The sequence below is a fragment of the Nonomuraea africana genome, assembly GCF_014873535.1.
Classification (GTDB): Bacteria; Actinomycetota; Actinomycetes; order Streptosporangiales; family Streptosporangiaceae; genus Nonomuraea; species Nonomuraea africana.
In genome coordinates this window covers 5,125,480-5,143,620 of the sequence record NZ_JADBEF010000001.1, presented here as the reverse complement: position 1 = coordinate 5,143,620, position 18,141 = coordinate 5,125,480, and the positions used below count along the sequence as shown (strand labels likewise).

Genomic DNA, 18,141 nt, shown 5'->3' with positions numbered 1-18,141 from the left:
CGCCTCGAGCCTCCGCCTCCACGACTCGATCACGCTGAAGGACTACGCGAACAACGTCCGCGCCCACGCGTAGTCGAGCTTGCCTACGGGCGTCCGCCTGATCTCGGGCACGATCCGCAGCGCTCGCGGGATCTTGTAGCCCGCGAGCCGCCCGCGGCAGTGCTCGGCCAGCTCCTCCAGCGTCACCTCACCTGCGACCACTGCTGTCACCCGCTGGCCGAACCGTGGATCGGGCGTACCGACCACCAGCGCGTCATACACTCCCGGGTGGCTGCGCACGGCGATCTCCACCTCCTCGGGGAACACCTTCTCCCCGCCGGTGTTGATCACCATCGATCCCCGGCCCAGCATGAGCGCGGTGCCGTCCTCCTGCAGGATCGCGTGGTCGCCCTGCAGCGCCCAGCGGGTGCCGTCCGGCCCGGTGACGAAGGTGCTCGCCGACTTCACAGGATCCTTGTAATAGCGGAGCGGGATGTTTCCTGCTCTGGCCAGCACGCCCTGCTCGCCTGGCCGTACCGGCAGGTGATCGGGGCCGAGCACGGCGAAGCCAGGACCCAGCGCGAACCTGGGGCGCTCCTCCTCGGCGGCGGCCCCTACCGCGCCCGTCTCCGACCCGCCGTAGTTGTCGACAATCATCGCGTCGGGCAGCGCCGCGCGGATCCTCTCGCGCGTCGTCGCCGACAGCGGGGCCCCTCCCGACCCCACCGAGAAGACCTCCAGCTTGTATGCGGAGCTGAGGAGCCCGCGACGATACGGCCGGCGCCCCAGCTCGTCGGCGACCGGCCTGGCCATGCCGTCCCCTGCGAACGACAGCACCTGCGACCGCTCGTGCTCGGCCAGCTCCAGCACCGCGGCCGGATCGAAGTGCCGCCCCGTCCACAGGACCACCGTGCCGCCCGCCGACAGGCAGATCCAGGTGCTCCACTGTCCGTTGCCGTGCATCAGCGGCGCGTGCACCTGGAAGCGCAGCCCCTCGGGCCCGAAGCGCAACTCCGAAACATCCTCGATGGGCCCCGAGTAGACGCTCATCGCCGCGAGGTAGATGTCCTCCGAACGCCACAACACGCCCTTGGGCAGCCCGGTCGTACCGCCGGTGTAGAGGATGTACGGGTCGTCCCCCGACCGCGGCCCGAAGTCCCTGCCGCCCGGCACGCCCGCCAGCGCCCGCTCGTACGGCTCGCGGAAGGCCAGCACGGGACCGTCGAAAGGTGCTCTGGCCAGCAGGTCGGCCTCGCCCAGCAGCGCCACGCAGTCGGCGTCGCCGAGCAGATGGGTCAGCTCCCGCTCGACGTAACGGTAGTTGACGTTGACCGGCGCCACCCTGGCCTTGAAGCAACCGATCATGCTCTCCAGCCATTCCGCTCGGTTCCAGGACAGGATGCCCACGTGCTCGCCCGGCCGTACCCCTTGGACCTGGAGCCAGTGCGCCACCCGGTTGGCGTGCTCGTCCAACTCGCGGTAGGTCAGCCGGACCTCGCCCGCGACCAGCGCGAGCCGGTCGGGCACTGCGTCCGTGGCGCGTTCGAAGACGTCCGCGAGGTTGATCACCGCGCCTCCAGGACGATCGGGAAGGATGTGACGCCGCGCACGAACGAGTTGCGCATCAGCCGCGGCCCCTCCGCGTCGGCCCACGTGGCCGAGTCGACCCTGGCCACCCACTCCTCGAAGAAGATCTTCAGCTCCAGCCTGGCCAGCGCCGCGCCGAGGCAGAAGTGCGTGCCCAGGCCGAAGGCGATGTGGCCGCCGGGCTTCCTGGTCACGTCGAACACGTCGGGGTCGGCGAAGACCGCCGGGTCGCGGTTGGCCGAGCCGTACATGAGCAGGACCTGCTGGCCCCTTCTGATGGTGTGGCCGTGCAGCTCGGTGTCGCGGGTGGCGGAGCGGCACATGTTGAGGATGGGCGTGGTCCAGCGGATGAACTCCTCGACCGCGTTCTCCACCAGCGACGGGTCCTCGCGCAGCAGCCGCCACTGGTCGGGGTGCCTGATCAGCGCGTCGATGGCGGTGGCGATCACCGTGCGGGTGGTCTCCGCGCCGCCGTCGAGCAGCAGCAGCGCCTCGTTGGCCAGGTGCTCGTCGTCGTAGTCAGGCCGCGCCGACCACAGCGACATCAGGTCGTCGTGCGGGCACGTGCGGCGCTCGGCGGCCAGGTCGAGTACGGCCATGCCGAACTCGCCGGCGGCCACCGCGGCCTCGTGGGTGACGTAGCGCAGGCCGCCCCCTGCCGCGATCGTCGTCTCCGACCAGTGCTTGAGCTTGGGCCAGTCGGAGTCGGGGAAGCCGAGCAGCCACCCGATCATCCGGGCGGGCAGGGGCGCGGCCAGCGCGGGCACCGCGTCCACCGTGCCCTCCTCCAGCGCCTGGCCGATCTGCTCGACCACCACCGCCCTGATCCGCTCGGCGTAGCGTTCGTGCACGTAGCGCGGGGTGAAGCGGCGGTAGACGAGGCGTCGGCGCTCAGCGTGCTGCGGGTCGTCCATGCCGATCATGGAGGGGTCGGACGGCAGTTGCGGACGGTAGCCCCCGGTGCTGGTCCAGAGCTTGGGATCGCGCTCGATGGCGGAGATGTCGGCGTGGCGGGAGATGCCCCACAGGTCGTTCGCCTCGTCGTAGTGGACGGGGGAGTGCTCGCGCAGCCAGGCGTACAGCGACCAGGGATCGTCCGCGTACATGTCGCCGTCGAGCAGGTCGATGCCGGTCCGGTGCCCGGCCATGTCCTTCCTGTCGGCGATCGCCGCTTCCGTGGTCCTGAACAGTTCGCTCATGCTCCGCCCCTGATCAGCCGGCCGGGCAGTACCCCGGTGTGCTCGCCGTGAGAGAAGGTCTGGATGCCGCCGACGAAGGTGGCGACGTAGCCGTCGGCCCGCTGGATGAGCCTGCGTCCGCCCGCGGGCAGGTCGTGCACCATTCGCGGACGGTAGTTGCCGACCCGCTCGAAGTCGATGAGGTTGAGGTCGGCCTTCATACCGGGGGAGATCGTGCCGCGGTCGTGCAGGCCGTACAGCCGGGCGGTGTCGCGCGACATCAGCTTGACGACGTGCTCCAGCGGCAGCCGCGCACCGCGCGAGCGGTCGCGCGCCCAGTGGGAGAGCATCGTGGTGGGCATGGAGGCGTCGCAGATGAAGCCGCAGTGCGCGCCGCCGTCGCCGAGCCCGAGCACGGCCTGCGGGTGCAGCAGCATCTCGCGCTGGGGATCCAGGTCGCCGTTGGCGTAGTTGAGTATCGGCAGAAGGAAGATCGCCTGGCCGTCGTCCTCCATCATGAGGTCGTACAGCAGATCGAGCGGCTCGCGGCCCTGGCGCTCGGCTTGGGCCTTGACGGAGGTGTTGGGGTGCGGCTCGTAGTCCGGATTTTCTGGATTCAGCGGATAGAGGCGGTCGGTGAAGCCGCGGCAGAGGGCCGCGAGCATGTCCTCCTCTTGCGGGACCTCGTTGAGGATGCGGTGCTTGACCTGGGGGTCGCGCATGTGGTGGACACGCTCGTGGCGCGGCAAGGTGGAAATTTCCTGATATGAGGGGTGATCGGCGAAGGCGTGCAGCGCCTCCAGGCCGATCAGCATCCCGAACGGCCGGCAGGCCACCTGCGGGTGTAGCCTCGGCACCTTGGCCGACTCGCGCAGCAGCTCACGCCACAGGTCGGGCACCGAGTCGATCTGCAGCAGCGCGAAGGTCACCGGCCGGTCGATCGCCTCGGCCAGCCTGCTCATCCAGGCGACCTCTTTCATTGGCGCGTTGACGTCCTCGCCCGCCGCTCCGGCCGGTGCGATCTCGTAGACGCCTCTGCCGAGCTCGCGCAGCGCCTCGCCGATGCCGAACAGCTCGTCCTCCGCCGCGAACGTGCCCGGTACCGGCTCGCCGTCGATCGCCTTGTGCGCTAGCGTCCTGCTCGTCGAGAACCCCAGCGCGCCGGCCTCGATCCCCTCCTTGACCAGCTGCTTCATTCTGGCGACATCGTCAGGCGAGGCGGGCTCGTTGCGCGCGCCGCGCTCTCCCATCACGTACGCGCGCAGCGCGCCGTGCGGCACCTGAGTGCCGATGTCGAGGACGTGGGGGTGCCGCTCCAGCGCGTCGAGGAACTCGGGGAAGCTCTCCCACTCCCAGGCGATCCCCTCGGAGAGGGCGGTGCCGGGAATGTCCTCGACGCCCTCCATGAGGCCGATCAGCCACTCACGCCGGTCGGGCCTGGCGGGGGCGAAGCCGACGCCGCAGTTGCCCATGACCACGGTGGTGACGCCGTGCCAGCACGAGGGACCGAGCAGCGGGTCCCACGTGGCCTGGCCGTCATAGTGCGTGTGCAGGTCGACGAAGCCGGGCGTGAGCAGTAACCCGTCCGCCTCGACGGTGCGCCGCGCGCGTCCCGGCCGGTCCGCGCCGTTCTGGCGGGCGACCTCGGTGATGCGGCCGTCGGTGACAGCGACGTCGGCGGTGTACGGCGGAGCGCCGGTGCCGTCGACGACGGTGCCGCCGCGAATGACGAGATCGTGCATGGTCAGCTCCAGTGGGAGAGTGCCACGGAACCGCCGCATCGCTCACGCCGACGATTTGGCGGTCATGCCGAAAGTTCCTGATATGTCGGGCGCCAGCGCCGGACATATCACGATGTGGACTGGGCAGGTGTCACCCCTCTCAGTCCGTCGCGGCCGTAGGCGGGTTCGAGCCAGGGGGAGAAGTCCGGGCCGCGGCGCAGCGACTGGCCGCCGTCCACGTTGATGACCTGGCCGGTGATCCACGAGGCCTCGGGCGACAGGAGGAAGGCTGCCAGCGCGGCCACGTCCGCCACCTCGCCCACCCTGGGCAGCGGGGTGCAGGCTTGATAGTCGGCCAGGACCGGGTTGTCCGCGTCGGTGATGATCGACACCATCTCGGTGCGGGTCAGGCCGGGACGGATCGCGTTCACCCGGACGCCGCTGGGGCCGAGCTCGTCTGCGGCCAGCATGCACAGGTGGTCGATGCCCGCCTTGGCCACGCCGTACGGGCCGAACCAGCGGTGGGTGTTGGAGGCGGCGATCGAGGAGATCGCCACGAAGGAGCCGCCGCCCGCCGAGGCCATCAGCGCGGCGGAGTGCTTGAGCGCCAGCATGGTGCCGGTCAGGTTCGTCGCGATGACCTTCTGCCACTCTTCGATCGGCAGCTGGGTGATCGGACCCAGCCAGCCGGAGCCGCCCGCCGAGGCGACCACCCCGTCCAGGCGGTCGCCCGCGTGCTCCCACGCCCGCCGTACGGCCGCCGCCATCTGCTCCTCGACAGCCACGTCGGCCACCACGTAGCTCGCCTTGCCGATCTCCGCGCAGGCGGCGGCCAGCCGATCCTCGCTGCGGCCGCAGATTGTCACGGCGGCGCCCGAGGCGGCAAGGCGCTTGGCGACGCCCAGCCCGATGCCGCTGCCGCCGCCGGTGACGAGCACTCCCTGGCCGCCGAGGTTCATGGCTGCTCCCTCCACAACGGTTCGTCGACGGTGAAGCCGTCCGGGTCGCCCCACCGGTTTCGGCGCCGTGGTCGGCGAGCATCATCCCGGCGAACGGGCCCGGGCGAGCCTGGCCGGTTCCGGCACCCGCACTCCGGCCGGAGGACCTTCAGGCATGGACATCTCCTCGACTCTAAGTCGTACGGCTATCACAAGCAAGCGCTTGGTAATGTGGCTGTTCCTTCGGGTGTACTGCTCGAATATGAGTTACGTGATCTGAGCTGCGGTTAGGCGGCGTGGTGGTATTCGCTGATCACGCCTGTGACGACGGTGTGGGTGCCAGAAACTCGGCCAACGCGGCTGATCTGCGGTTCGACGCTCGCGCGTGCACTGTGCATGATCGTTGCTCATGGCGCTGCGGCTGCTCTATCTGATCTTCCTCTGACTCGCGGGCTGGCTGGTGCTGCTGGTCCGTTCCGAGACGTCGAAGGATGTCGAGATCCTGATGCTGCGCCACTCCATACGCCACCGTTCGCAACCTGCTCTCCGGCCAGATGAGCCTGCTGACGTGGGCGCAGTGGATCGTTGTCCTGCTGATCTGGGGTGTGGGCCTGAACGCCATTGGCGCGGCCTGGCTGAGGCGGAGGCAGCAGCGGGCGATCCGTCACCTGGGGCAGTCGCGAGAGAACGCATGAAATTCTGGCTGTAGCCCTGGCAGTACGCCTATTCGCGCAGCGTGCCCGGCGTCGCGGCGAGTAGACGGCGCTGGCCACGGCCGCACCTCTGCGGCGGCCTCGGCGGCGCGGCGGCCTGGCGGCAGGGCGTTCCGCAGTAGCGGGCCGGGCGGCCGGTGCGGGCCTGCTCGATCGGCGTGCTGCACACGGGGCAGGCCGGGGCGGCCGGTACGGCGGTCATCGCGGGCCTCCTGGCGTGGCCGTGGTCGACGGGGCGGTTTCGTCTCGCGAGCTCGCGGCCTCGAGGACGCGACGCAACACCGGACGGGTCGGCGGGGTTTCGTCGTGGCGGCCGCCGAAGGTCTTCGGGCGACGGAACGCGGGGGCGGTCATCGGCTTTCCTGCTGGGTGCGGGCGGCCATCATCTGGATCAGCCAGGCACGCTCGCCATCCTGGCCGCTGCTTTGGTCGCTGTCCTGGTCGGCAGGCCGCTCGCCGGCGCCGAGCTGGCCGGTGCCCACGGGAATGGGGTCGCGGCGGCCTGCGATGGTGTGGGCGTTCTGGGTGCGGGCCAGCCAGCGGCGCTGTGCGGCCTCATCTGCGCTGATCTCCGGGAACGAGCGCAGCTGCTCCAACTGCTCCTCGGACCATCCAGACAGCCTATGAGGAGGCCTATCACCCCGGGGTTGACCTCCCTGTTCGGCCCCGGTGCCCTAGCTCAGACACCAGCCGCAAAGTAGCGGGGGATCACGTACTCACCGCGGTGGCCATCTGCTCGTCGTGTTCGCGGAGCATCCTGTACCGCCCTCTCCATGATCGAGTTCATGCGCGGCACCCGGACACCGGTGAGCACGGTTCGGATACCTGAATCGGCGAGGATCTCGTCCATGAGCGCCGGGAACTTCCCATCCCGGTCACGAATCAGATAGCGCGCCCGGCAGCCCGCCTCTTCCAGATCCATCACGAGGTTCTTCATCGCCTGCATAACCCAGCTTGCGGTCGGATGCGCGGTAGTGCCCAGCACGCGCACGCGCCTGCTGGCGTGCTCGATGACCGCCAAGATGTACTGACGCTGGCCGTTGAGGGTGACAGTCTCGATGAAATCGCAAGCCAGCAAAGCCTCGGCCTGCGAGCGCAGGAAGGCGGTCCACGTGGTGGACGCCCGCTCAGGAGCCGGATCAAGCCTGAGGTGCGGCAACCCGTCCTGCGCGGTGCGGACGTTCGCCGAGCCGGTGGGCGCACTGTTGGAACTACCGGCTGGCCCTACCTGTCACATGAGGCCAGCCTCCTCCATGTTTGGGGTGTTCGCATAACTGTGGGCACGGTGTCTGTTTCTCTACGGTCTTCTATGAGCGCGGAGACACCGCGTGTAAGCAAGGAAGGCCCACTCGTTCATGCTCCACAAGTCCCTCACCGCTGTCGCCCTCGTCGCCACCACCCTTGTCGGCCTCTCACCGGTGGCAGCAGCCGCCGAACCGCCGAAGATGTCACTGCAGCAGCAGCTGGAGAAGTCCGTGACCGTGGGTGTGGCCGGCATGCAGGTGCGGGTAATCAGGAACGGCACCACGAGCTTCGGCGCCGCGGGCGTGTCCCAGCTCGGCACCACGCAGCCGGTCGCGCTGGACGGCAGGTTCCGCATCGGCAGCATCACCAAGATGTTCGTGGCCACACGCGTCCTGATGCTGGTCGGCGACAGCAAGCTGGACCTGGACGCGCCGGCCTACCGCTATCTGCCGAACGTGCTGAACCCCCAGGACCACGGCGCGATCACCGTTCGCATGCTCCTGGGCCACACCAACGGCCTGGCCACCTACCTCGACCTGCTGCCGCTGTTCACCGGCGGCCCGGACGAGGTGCGCAAGGCCCGGTTCACCCACTACACGGCACGCGAACTCGTCGACATGGCGCTGAAGCGGCCGGCCGACTTCGCCCCCGGCACCAAGTGGGCCTACAGCAACACCGGCTACCTCCTCCTCGGCATGCTGATCGAGAACGTCACCGGCGAGCACTGGTCCAAGCAGGTCACCAAGCACATCCTCCAGCCCCTCAGGATGAAGGAGACGTTCATCCCCGGTGACAGCACCCGCATCCCGGGCAAGCACGCACACGGCTATCACCAGGGGCTGGACATCACCCGGCTGAACCCCAGCTTCGGCGGCGCGGCTGGGGAGATGATCTCCACCACCGCCGACCTGGACATCTTCCAGGTCGCCCTCACCAGCGGCAAGCTGATCTCACCCCGCTGGCTCGCCGAAGCCCGCAAGCCCGGTGCTCACAACAAGAGCTGGGGCCTGGGCGTGGTGACCCTCCCCACCTCGTGCGGCATCACCATGTACGGCCACACCGGCGGCATCCCCGGCTACCAGAGCTTCTCCTTCGCCTCGGCCGACAGCAAGCACCGGGTGAACGGCTCGGTCACGGTCGGCAAGAGCGGACCTCAGACCGAGGAGCACGCCTTCGCCACCGTCGACGCCGCCGTCTGCGGCTGACGCGTTTACCGGGGTGGTCCGGCGCGCACCCGGTCGAGCAGCTCGTCGTACGTGCCCCGGTAACCGTGCAGGTGCTCCAGCCACCAGCTGACGGTGTAGTCCTTGACCGACGACCCGGGCTCGGAGACGCCGATCAGCGCGAGCTCGCCGGAATAGTCCGGCACCTGGTCGGGAGCCATCGCCATGCGCCCCTGCTCGTCGTCCCCGGCGATCATCCAGCCGCCCCAGCGCTCGGCACACCGCGCCGCCGCCGGGCTGGTGCTGCCGATCCAGATGGGGACGGGCCGCTGGACGGGCAGGGGCGCGAGCCTTACGCCGGGACCGTCGGCCGTGAAGCGCACCTCGTCACCCGACAACAATCGCGAGACGAGCGAGAGGCACGAGTCAAGCTCGGCGCCGGACGGCATGGGCTGGCCGAACACGGTGAACTCCGTGGGCACGCCGCCCAGGCCGGCGCCAAGGGTGACGCGGCCGCCGCTGAGCCGGTCGAGGGTGGCCACGGTCTGGCGAGCCTCCAGGGGGCGTGGCGGGCGAGCGGGGTGACGGCGGTGCCGAGGCCCAGGCGCCGGACGCGACGCGTTCGCCCTAGGCACCGCGATCTGATCACGGCCGACGCCTACGCCGAGTATCGCTGGCGAGAAGAGACGCGCATCGCTGTACGGCAGCGAAGACGACGACGAATCGTAGGAGTCCCCGTTCCCGGACCTGTCATGGTCGGACGACTACGAGCGCCACTAAGGGTGATGGGTGTTGAGCGTCAGGAAACCGACGGCGTCGGTGCCAAGAATTTCAGTAACCGAGCGTGACGCCCTCGGCCACCAGTCCCTCGACCAGCAGGTGGCCCTCCGACGGGTTTGAAGGTTCATATGCCCCCGTTCCAGGAGTGTGCCTGCCGATAATGTCATCCACCCAGGTCATGACCTTGCAGGGCTTCGCGTGGCCTGGCGCGATCTCCGGCCGCCAGGGGAGGGACCGAGTGCGGCAGGACGTTGAGATCATGGCGTTGCGTCATGAGGTGGCGGTGTTGCGGCGTCAGGTCGGGCGACCGAAGCCGGACTGGGCCGATGGGGCCGTTCTCGCGGCGTTGGCCCGGTGGCTGCCGGCGGTGCTGCGCGCTCATCGGCTGGTCACTCCGGCGACGTTGCTGGCGTGGCATCGTCGCCTGGGCCGACGGGCATGGATCTACCCGCATCGGTGTGGGCGGCCGAGGACGAGCCGGGAGATCCGGGACTTGATCGTCCGTCTGGCGCGGGAGAATCCGGTGTGGGGCCATCGACGGGTGCACGGGGAGTTGGTGCGGCTCGGCTTGTACCGCTTCAAAAGTCGTCGTAGGGCGTTTGAAGCTTCCACACATTGCGCGAGTGTGCATTCCTCCGCAGAACACCGGGCCACGTCTCCCTAACATCAGCGGTGTCGGACACCGAGAGGGCTGTCCGAACATCCGGACCTATCAGGCCGGGATCCACTCGCCATTAGGAGACCCCATGAAACGCCCCCTGCTCGCTCTCGCCGTTGCCACCACCGTCATCGCCTTCGGTATGCCGGCCGTGGTCTCCGCCGCAACACCGGCCAGCTCCTTCGCCTCCTACGGCGACGGCAAGTGGGGCCCGTTCTTCTCCAAGTACTCCGGCCGAGCGCGCGCCAACGCCGAGGGCAGCGTCTACGTAGACACGAACGGCAGGGTCGTGGTCGGCGGCAAGCTCTACGACAAGCGCTCTCCCAAGAGCACATGCGGCTACGTGGAGGTCAAGTTCGGGGACTTCCAGCCCGAGGACCGCAACCCTCAGCACTACTCGGCCAAAGCGTGCGACGGCTGGAAACAGTTCCGCTTCTGGGAGTTCGGGGCCCAGACCGTGCAGCTCCGCGTCTGCTTCGACGACGCCTGGCAGGGGAAGCACAAGTGCGGGAAGTGGAACTACATCTACGAGACCGCAGGGTAGTTCGGTGGTGGTACCGGTGCCGCTCTCGTCAGCCAGGCTCCCCAGGCCTCTAGCAGATCGTCGCCTGGATCATAGGCGTGGACGAGAACGTCTGCGTCCCGCACCACGTCCTCGGCGCAATAGAGGCGGATCCAGCGGGTCATGCTGGGCATGGTGTCAGGTCAAGTTGGTGGGCTGTAGCGGGCCCATCGGCCACTAGATGTCACCCACCGGTCGACGGTTCCTGGCGCGAGGCAGAGGAGTCGGCCGATGACGGGTGGCGCGAGCTGGCGGGCGTAGTGGAGTAGGGCGCTGTTGCGGTGGGGGCGGGCGCCGATGCCGAGGCGGGCGAGGCAGCGGGCCAAGCTGGTGGGGTGGAGGGGCCGGTCGGGGTGGCGACCGGGGAAATAGCCAGGTCTCGTCGTGGACGTGGCGGGAGGTGCCGTGGTGCGTGGGGTAGGGAGCTCCGGACATGCGGAACATGACATCGATGGTCAAGGGCGCGTGGTTGCTCGCTGGTTGCTCGCGTGTATGCGGCACGGCCCGTCACGCATCCTCACATCCCGGCATGACGGCGGTGACAATGGCGGGCAGAGTGATAGAAATCGGCACGTCGCGACAGTGAGCGGTACTGATCCAGGATTCTCATAATCCGTGGGTCGTGGGTTCAAGTCCCACCCGCCCTACTCTCTCATACCCTGGCTGACCTGGGGTTTCTCGACCCTCCTTAAACCTCCGGCCGAGAAACGATCATGGTTGGTTGCTCGGTGGTTGCTCTTGTGTACGGACTGTGTTTCCCGGTAGATCATTTAGGCCTGGTATTCCCAAGTCAGGTCTCCAAGCGACCATCGCATCGCCAAGACAGAACGGTCCTCGCGGTTGCGAACCTGCTGCGATCTTGCAGTCGGTCAAGTCTTCTCTAAGTCAGCCGTGCGGCAAGCTGCTGCCGAGCCTGGCGACTGACGCCGCGTCCTTACCGAGGAAGCCGGTGCGACAGCACTGGTGACCGCGAGGGCAGCCCGGACAGTGATTATTCGTTCGACACGGATGACAGACTCGACCACGTGGAGATCGATCTGACGACCGGCTTTGGGCGCAGCGCCGTCCATCGGCGTGGCGACGTCATCGTGCGGGATGTGGGGCCTTGGACGCCTGCTGTCCACGCGCTACTCAGGCACCTGGAAGAGGTTGGCTTCGAGCGGGCGCCGCGCCTGGTCGGGACCGGTTACGACGCCGATGGCAGGGAGACCCTGACCTTCATCGAAGGGGAGTTCACCCAGCCGGGTCCATGGTCGCTCGAGGGGACGGCGGCTGTCGGCGTACTGCTTCGTGACCTGCATGAGGCGACCCTGTGCCTGCCGATAATGTCATCCGCCCAGGTCATGGCCTTACAGGGCTTCGCTTAGCGTGTGCGAGCTTCGGCCATCAGGAGAGGAAGACAAGTGCGGCATGATGATCGCTTGTGCTCCTTCGCCTGGCCTATGTCGCCGTCACGAATACTTTCGCCGCACTGTGGCTGCTGCCGATGGGGGATAGGGACAAGGATGTCGAGATCCTCGCCCTGCGTCACCAGATCACCGTTCTCGAACGGCAGCTCGGCACTGGCACCAGGGTGAGATTCGCTCCTGAGGACCGTGCCTTCCTGGCCGCCCTGCTGACATCACTGCCTCGCGAGGTCCTGCGCCGACTGCGGCTCCTCGTCCACCCGGATACCGTCCTGCGCTGGCACCGCGATCTCATGAAACGGCGTCATGCCCGTACGTGCCGGCCGAAACGGCCTGGGCGCCCGCCCACGGTCCGCTCCATCCGCGCGCTCATCCTGCGACTGGTCCGGGAGAACCCGTCCTGGGGGTACCGGCGGGTGCACGGCGAGCTCACCACACTTGGCATCAAGGTCGCGCCTTCCCACCGTGTGGGAGATCCTCAAACAGGAAGGCCTTGACTCGGCACCCGAGCGAGCCTCCACCACGTGGGCCGACTTCCTGCATTCCCAAGCGGATGCGCTGCTGGCCTGCGACTTCATCGAGACCGTCACCCTCAACGGCCAGCGCCAGGACATCCTGGCCGTCATCGAGCACGCCACCCGGCGCGTCCGCGTGCTTGGCACCACCGCGCACCCGACTGCGAGCTGGGTTGTCCAGGCGATGAAGAATCTCGTGATGGACCTGGAAGACGCTGGTTGTCGGGCGCTCTATCTGATCCGTGACCGGGATGGGAAGTTCCCCGCTCTCATGGAGGAGATTCTGGCTGAGGCCGGCATCCGGACCGTGCTCACCGGGATCCGGATGCCGCGAATGAACGCGGTCATGGAACGGTGGGTGCAGTCGTGCCGCGGAGAGCTGCTCGACCGCTGCCTGCTGTGGAACGAACGCCACCTGCGGCACGCCTTGCGCGAGTACGAACGCTTCTACAACCAGCACCGCGCCCATCAGGCCCTGGCCCAAGCGGCCCCCCTGCGCACAGTCCCGGACCCGATCGCCGATCCAGCGAGAATCGTCGACCTGAACATACGCCGACGAGACCGACTCGGCGGCGTCCTCCACGAGTACTCATATGCCGCTTGAACTGCATGGATGTAATTTTCGGCCGGCGCAGAGCTGGGCGGGATTCAGCTCGTCATGAATATGAGTATTTGCACCACGGTCGCGTATGAAGCAGCAGTGGAAGCTTGTTGCGATCCAAAATCCCCATACGCCAGGAAAACGACATACAAGCCTCTGTGACGGCGAGATAGAGTGCTGCCCAGCGGCATCGGCCACTAGTGGGAGACGTGTACCGCCATGAACATCCGTCCTAGCGCGAAAGGCCTTGTCACCATCGGCCTGGTCGTGCTGGGTGTCATAGCCACGATCGGCTCGTTGCTGGTCTACGTGCGCCAGGAAGCGCTCATGAAGGAGCAGGCCCTGCTGGCTCGCTCGCTCGCCCTCCAGGCGAGCGAACTGAGGGATGTGGATCCATACACATCCCTCAAGCTCGGCGTGGCCGCGGTACACATCAACGCGGACGCCGCAAGCCGCAAGGCATTACTTGAAAGCCTCCTGGTACTGCGACGCGAAGATCTCTTCTCGATGGATCCAAGAGGTGCCAGCAGTGTGGCGCTGAGCCAGGACGGCCACGTGGCGCTCATAAAAGATGCAGACGAGATCGGCGTCTGGGATCTGAGCGGAATGCTCGACGAGAACCCGGAAGGTGAAGCCGAAGAGCGGGCCGAATTGGAAGGTGATTATGAGAATGTAGACTTCCTTGCACTCTCCTCTGACGGCCGAACCGCGTTGATCGGCCAAGATAACGGCACCGCAGCGCTATGGGATCTGACCAACCTCGCACAGCCCACTCGCTCAGAAACCATCAATGCGGGTGCCGCACGTGAGGCTGATCGCGGGATAGAGGCGCTCGCTTTGTCACGTGACGGCCGCACGGCATGCGTCGGTGACCTCGACGGCAATTTTGCCATCTGGGATCTCAGCGTAAGAACGAAACCGATCAGGCGCTCGCACGTTCGGCTCCCGGCCGGCCGCATCAGGAGTATCTCCCTTGACGCTGATGCCCGTCTTGCCGCAATCCTGGCAGGGGATCGGGACGTGACTGTCTGGGACCTCAGCCGCCCCGACAACCCAATCCAACTCAGCAGACTGGAACTGCCATTCAATACTGCGGAGCCAATATCTATTACCGCAGATGGACGTGAAATCCTCGTCGGGAGCTCACAACGGGCGGACGTATGGTCACTGGCAGACCCTGCCAAGCCGATTCACACCGCCACTCTGGACATGCCCAACCAGGATCTTTACGGTATTGCCCTCTCCGACTCCGAGAAGATCGCGCTTTTTGCGGGAGACGGCGGCAGCGTGCCAGTCTGGGATCTGTCGACCCCATCTCGGCCAACGAACACCTCCTCCCTGAAGAATTACTCCCGAGAAGTCAGCTATATCGCCGTAAGCGCTGACGGAGAGGTGGCGCTGACTGCTAGTCCCGACCGTGGAGTGACGATGTGGGATCTGAGGGACCTGCCAGAGATGCTGGAGGATCCCGTTGGCGTCGCCTGCAATGCTCCCGACAGTCTGAAGATCACTCGCGAAGAGTGGACTCGATACGCCGGCGATGCTGATTGGACACGATACGGCGGCGGCCTCTTGGGGAAGGACACCTTGGCAGCGTGCTCGATCGATTGGGCTCTGAGCCTGGCCTAGGTGTACCTGGTCATGAGTGCCTTCGCCAACTGTGGCTGTAAACCCGTTGAGAGGTGAGCGGTCTCACCAGCCGCCTCTGTAGAGCTGACCGCGTACCGGGCCGTCGGGGAACTTGGCGTGCAGGTTGGCGTACCAGTTCTTCCAAGCTCGCTGACCTCCTTCACATGCTGGATTCAGGAGAAATAGATGTAGTCCAGTTCGGTCGGCCGTTCCAGCGCAACGTCCATTGGACTGCGGAACTATGGGCATCGCTGGCTCGGGACCCGCAGTGGCCGATCAGCGGCTTTGTGTGGTGGGTCCCCCTGAGCAGTCTCGTCCGGGGGCAGGCCGGTACCGGGAAACATCGGACGCCCACATCTTCATCGTCGACGGCCAACAGCGAAGCACAGCGCTGGCGGGCGGGGCCGGGATCAAGCCAGCATGCTATCCCGCGGACATCTGGAATGAGCTCGGCGGACCGAACTTGCAGGTCGGTGTGGTTCTTGAATCCACTCGACGTCTGGGAATACACCCCATGCGCTCCCGCATACACCCGCAGATCGCGTTGGGGGCCCTCCTCAGGGCGAGGCCCGCGGACATCCCCGACCTGGTGGGCAGGGCTGGAGCGGGAACGCGGACACGCGAGGCGAGCCAGTTGGCTGCGGAGCTGACCAGCATGCGAGACAGGCTGCTGGAGACCAGGATCCCGGTCGCCTGGATTCAAGGCGGCGTCCGCGACGCCGCGGAGTCGTACCGTGTGCTCGGGTTCGACAAAAGTCGCCCACGCGTCGGAGATCGAAAGCCTCTACCTCGACCTTCTCTGCCCCGGGATTCGCCGAGAGGTTCTCGACCCGCTGCGTCGGTTCGCCGTCCAGTCGGGATACAGGAGCGTCATAACCGACCCGATGATCAACGAAGTCGTCCAGCGTCTCTTGCCGACGCACAGCCGACGGCGATCAGTGGTGAAGGCTGAACGTCTTGAGTCGCAGGGGTACAGAGCGCTGCACGGTCGTCCACTGCTTGGGGATCAAGACCCGTAAGCCTTCGTGACGACCGGTGGCGCCGGTTGGTTCTTCCTTCGGTCGCCTGGTGTGCTGGCCGGTGGCTGTCGGATCAACCGTTGCGCGACCACTGTCGGCCGTGTTCGACGGCCCAAGCCGCGATCTGTGCCCGGGATGTGAAGCCGAGTTTGGCCAGGATGTGCTCCACGTGGCCCTCCGCCGTGCGCGGCGCGATCACCAGCGCGGCGGCGATCTCCTTGTTGCTCAAGCCTTGCGCGACCAGTTCGGCGATCTCCATCTCCCTGCGCGTCAGCGGGCAGGACTCCGCCTCGGACTTGGCCGGCACGGCCGCGGAGTCGAGCTTATCGTCCAGCGCGAAAGAGATCGCCGCCTCCACCGCGAACCGAGTCCCGTGCCCGAATGCCGATTCGTAGCGCTGGTCGCCGAGAATCTCCTGGGTGCGTTGCTGGCACTCGTCGTGGTAGGAGGTCATGAAGTTGAACAGGGACATCCCGGTGGGCCGCCAGATCGTCTCCAGCGCTCCGAATAGGGTGGCGGCCCGCTCGCTTTGCCTGTCTGTCGCCGCGATCCAGGCCAGGACCTCGATCCCGATCGCGACGCCCACCTGGTCGTGGAAGGCTGCCTTGACCTGGATGCTCTCCTGCTCCAGCGCGGCGGCCCTGCGATGGTCGCCCTGCCTCCAAACCGCGATGCCCATCATCCACAGTGCGTGGGCCTTGAACCAGGTCTCGCCATGCGAAGCGCTCAGCGCGGCGCACTCCTCGCAGTAGGCGAGGGCCCTGTCGGCGTCGTCGAGCAGGATGCTTGTGGTCGCCAGGCGGATGAGGGCGTACGCGACGCCCATCAGGTCGCCGACGGCGCGGTGATGGGCGAGCGCTTCATCGAACAGCGCGACCGTGGCGGGCAGATCTCCCCTGAACTCGGCGAGCCCTGTGATCTGCGCGACGTACGCCAGGGCGCTCGTGTCGCCTAGTTGCTCAGCGAGCGCTCGGCTGGCCTTGAGCATCGGCAACGCGGTGGCCTCGTCGTTCTGCAGCAGGCTCAGCCAGGTGTCGAGCCACATGGCCTTGACCCGCACCGGGGTCGGCTTGGTGTGCAGCGGGAGCAGACGATCGAGCCAGCCGCGTCCCTCCCGGATCAGGCCCGAACCGAGCCAGTACATCCGCAGCGCGGCGGCCATGCGCAGACCGGCCTCGGCCTCGCCTGGCTCCGTCCGGCAGAAGTCGAGGGCGGCCCGGATATTGGCGTGCTCACACCACAGTCGGGTGGTCCATTCGAGCTGGTGCTCGCCGAACCACTCCGCCTCAGCCCGTACGACCAAGCCCTCGTAGTAGTCGCGGTGTCTACGGCGCAACGGCGTCACCTCGCCGGAGCCGGACAGCAGTTCGGCACCGTACTGTCGTATGGTCTCCAACAGCCGGTATCGATCCGGCGAGGCCTCGTCCCTGACCAGGATCGACTTCTCCACCAGCTGGATGAGCAGGTCGAGGATGCTCTCCCTGGGCAGGCCGCCCAGACTGCAGACCTCTTCCGCCGCCCCCAGGTCGAAACTGCCGTAGAACACCGACAGCCTCCCCCACAGCATCTGCTCCTCGGGCGAACACAGGTCTCGGCTCCAGTCCATCAGCGCGCGCAGCGTCTGCTGACGGTGTGGCATGGTTCGGGGGCCGCCGGAGAGCAGTTGGAAACGGTCATCCAGCCGAGTCAGGAGATTCTGTACCGACATCACACGCATGCGGGCCGCGGCCAGCTCGATGGCCAGCGGGATGCCCTCGAGCCGCTGGCAGAGTCTTTCTATGATGGCCGCATTATCAGGAGTGACACCAAATCCTGGTACAACGGCCGCCGCCCGTTCCGCGAAAAGGGCAACCGCCGCTGATGGCGTGGCGTTTTCCTGCGACTCCGTCGGAACCGACAGAGGATGTACGGCCAGCACATGCTCGCCGTACACCCCCAGCGCCTCTCGGCTGGTGCTCAGGATCCGCAGTCCCGGAGAGGCCCGCAGCAGCGCGTGAGCCGACCTCGCGCAGGCGTCGAGCATGTGCTCACAGTTGTCGAGCACAAGGAGCATCTGTTTGTCGGCGATGTGCTCGGACAGCACCGTCAGGAGCGGCCGGGCTGACTGGTCGCTGACGCCGAGCGGCTCTGCCACGGCGTGGACCAGCAGCTCCGGGTCGCCGAGAGCGGCCAGGTCGACCATCCAGACCCCGTCGGCGAACGCGCGCCGCAGATCGGTGGCGGCACGCAACGCCAGCCGCGTCTTCCCGACGCCGCCCACACCGGTCAGCGTCACCAGCCGGGCCAGTGAGAGCAGCCGTTTGATCTCCGCCAACTCGAGGCGCCGGTCGACAAAACTCGTGAAGTCGGCCGGCAGGTTGTCCAGCAGGCGACGCCCCTTCGAGACCATAGCGATTTCACGCTAAGCGGGTGGCGTTCAGCCGGTCAAACCCACCGCGCGCTTGCGC

At 67.1% G+C, this 18,141-nt stretch carries 15 protein-coding genes; 6 read left to right on the top strand and 9 right to left on the bottom strand.

The window, feature by feature from the left end:
• Positions 1–42 precede the first annotated feature (42 nt).
• The 7 genes from H4W81_RS24330 to H4W81_RS24300 form a co-directional block, all read right to left on the bottom strand.
• A complete protein-coding gene (locus H4W81_RS24330; protein ID WP_192776933.1) occupies positions 43–1,548 on the bottom strand; it encodes an AMP-binding protein in 1,506 nt (501 codons plus the stop codon).
• Positions 1,545–2,765, bottom strand: coding sequence for a cytochrome P450 (locus tag H4W81_RS24325; protein ID WP_192776932.1), 1,221 nt, complete (start codon positions 2,763–2,765; stop codon positions 1,545–1,547). The genes H4W81_RS24330 and H4W81_RS24325 overlap by 4 nt, the downstream gene beginning before the upstream one ends.
• Positions 2,762–4,486, bottom strand: a complete 1,725-nt coding sequence (locus tag H4W81_RS24320; protein ID WP_192776931.1) for an N-acyl-D-amino-acid deacylase family protein — start codon at positions 4,484–4,486, stop codon at positions 2,762–2,764. The genes H4W81_RS24325 and H4W81_RS24320 overlap by 4 nt, the downstream gene beginning before the upstream one ends.
• Positions 4,487–4,593: 107 nt before the next feature.
• A complete protein-coding gene (locus H4W81_RS24315; protein ID WP_192776930.1) occupies positions 4,594–5,424 on the bottom strand; it encodes an SDR family oxidoreductase in 831 nt (276 codons plus the stop codon).
• Between the two features lie 702 nt (positions 5,425–6,126).
• A complete protein-coding gene (locus tag H4W81_RS24310) occupies positions 6,127–6,318 on the bottom strand; it encodes a hypothetical protein (protein WP_192776929.1) in 192 nt (63 codons plus the stop codon).
• A 148-nt stretch (positions 6,319–6,466) separates the two neighbouring features.
• Entirely contained in the window at positions 6,467–6,712 is a 246-nt protein-coding gene (locus H4W81_RS24305) for a hypothetical protein (RefSeq protein ID WP_192776928.1), read from the bottom strand.
• Positions 6,713–6,795: 83 nt separating this feature from the next.
• A complete protein-coding gene (locus H4W81_RS24300; protein WP_225958774.1) occupies positions 6,796–7,275 on the bottom strand; it encodes a hypothetical protein in 480 nt (159 codons plus the stop codon).
• Between the two features lie 196 nt (positions 7,276–7,471).
• On the opposite strand from H4W81_RS24300, the gene H4W81_RS24295 reads away from it, so the two are divergent.
• Complete coding sequence (locus tag H4W81_RS24295; RefSeq protein ID WP_192776927.1) at positions 7,472–8,566, top strand: serine hydrolase domain-containing protein; 1,095 nt, start codon at positions 7,472–7,474, stop codon at positions 8,564–8,566.
• A 5-nt stretch (positions 8,567–8,571) separates the two neighbouring features.
• Here H4W81_RS24295 and H4W81_RS24290 read toward each other — a convergent pair whose 3' ends face one another.
• The gene (locus H4W81_RS24290; protein WP_420538723.1) at positions 8,572–9,159 is read right to left on the bottom strand and encodes an LLM class flavin-dependent oxidoreductase; all 588 of its coding nucleotides are present in this window, start codon (positions 9,157–9,159) and stop codon (positions 8,572–8,574) included.
• A gap of 891 nt (positions 9,160–10,050) precedes the next feature.
• On the opposite strand from H4W81_RS24290, the gene H4W81_RS24285 reads away from it, so the two are divergent.
• The 5 genes from H4W81_RS24285 (at position 10,051) to H4W81_RS24270 (ending at position 14,675) form a co-directional block, all read left to right on the top strand.
• Positions 10,051–10,506 carry a hypothetical protein gene (locus H4W81_RS24285; protein WP_192776925.1) on the top strand — a complete coding sequence of 152 codons (456 nt, stop codon included), beginning with the start codon at positions 10,051–10,053 and terminating at the stop codon, positions 10,504–10,506.
• A gap of 1,043 nt (positions 10,507–11,549) precedes the next feature.
• Complete coding sequence (locus H4W81_RS24280) at positions 11,550–11,891, top strand: hypothetical protein (RefSeq protein WP_192776924.1); 342 nt, start codon at positions 11,550–11,552, stop codon at positions 11,889–11,891.
• A gap of 56 nt (positions 11,892–11,947) precedes the next feature.
• Complete coding sequence (locus H4W81_RS47525) at positions 11,948–12,427, top strand: hypothetical protein (protein ID WP_225958773.1); 480 nt, start codon at positions 11,948–11,950, stop codon at positions 12,425–12,427.
• Positions 12,396–13,049: an integrase core domain-containing protein gene (locus H4W81_RS49440; RefSeq protein ID WP_318781923.1), complete on the top strand. Its 654-nt coding sequence runs from the start codon at positions 12,396–12,398 to the stop codon at positions 13,047–13,049. Before H4W81_RS47525 ends, H4W81_RS49440 begins: the two co-directional genes overlap by 32 nt.
• A gap of 216 nt (positions 13,050–13,265) precedes the next feature.
• Positions 13,266–14,675 carry a WD40 repeat domain-containing protein gene (locus tag H4W81_RS24270; protein WP_192776923.1) on the top strand — a complete coding sequence of 470 codons (1,410 nt, stop codon included), beginning with the start codon at positions 13,266–13,268 and terminating at the stop codon, positions 14,673–14,675.
• Positions 14,676–15,767: 1,092 nt separating this feature from the next.
• Here the strand turns inward: H4W81_RS24270 and H4W81_RS24265 are convergent.
• On the bottom strand, positions 15,768–18,083 hold the full coding sequence (locus H4W81_RS24265) for an ATP-binding protein (protein ID WP_192776922.1): 2,316 nt from the start codon (positions 18,081–18,083) through the stop codon (positions 15,768–15,770).
• Positions 18,084–18,141: the final 58 nt, after the last annotated feature.

What these genes read in the sequence shown, in the direction of transcription:
- H4W81_RS24320 (WP_192776931.1), bottom strand. Translation starts at nt 4,486, where the DNA reads ATGCACGATCTCGTCATTCGCGGCGGCACCGTCGTCGACGGCACCGGC.
- H4W81_RS24295 (WP_192776927.1), top strand. Translation starts at nt 7,472, where the DNA reads ATGCTCCACAAGTCCCTCACCGCTGTCGCCCTCGTCGCCACCACCCTT.
- H4W81_RS24315 (WP_192776930.1), bottom strand. Translation starts at nt 5,424, where the DNA reads ATGAACCTCGGCGGCCAGGGAGTGCTCGTCACCGGCGGCGGCAGCGGC.
- H4W81_RS24285 (WP_192776925.1), top strand. Translation starts at nt 10,051, where the DNA reads ATGAAACGCCCCCTGCTCGCTCTCGCCGTTGCCACCACCGTCATCGCC.
- H4W81_RS24325 (WP_192776932.1), bottom strand. Translation starts at nt 2,765, where the DNA reads ATGAGCGAACTGTTCAGGACCACGGAAGCGGCGATCGCCGACAGGAAG.
- H4W81_RS24310 (WP_192776929.1), bottom strand. Translation starts at nt 6,318, where the DNA reads ATGACCGCCGTACCGGCCGCCCCGGCCTGCCCCGTGTGCAGCACGCCG.
- H4W81_RS24265 (WP_192776922.1), bottom strand. Translation starts at nt 18,083, where the DNA reads ATGGTCTCGAAGGGGCGTCGCCTGCTGGACAACCTGCCGGCCGACTTC.
- H4W81_RS24270 (WP_192776923.1), top strand. Translation starts at nt 13,266, where the DNA reads ATGAACATCCGTCCTAGCGCGAAAGGCCTTGTCACCATCGGCCTGGTC.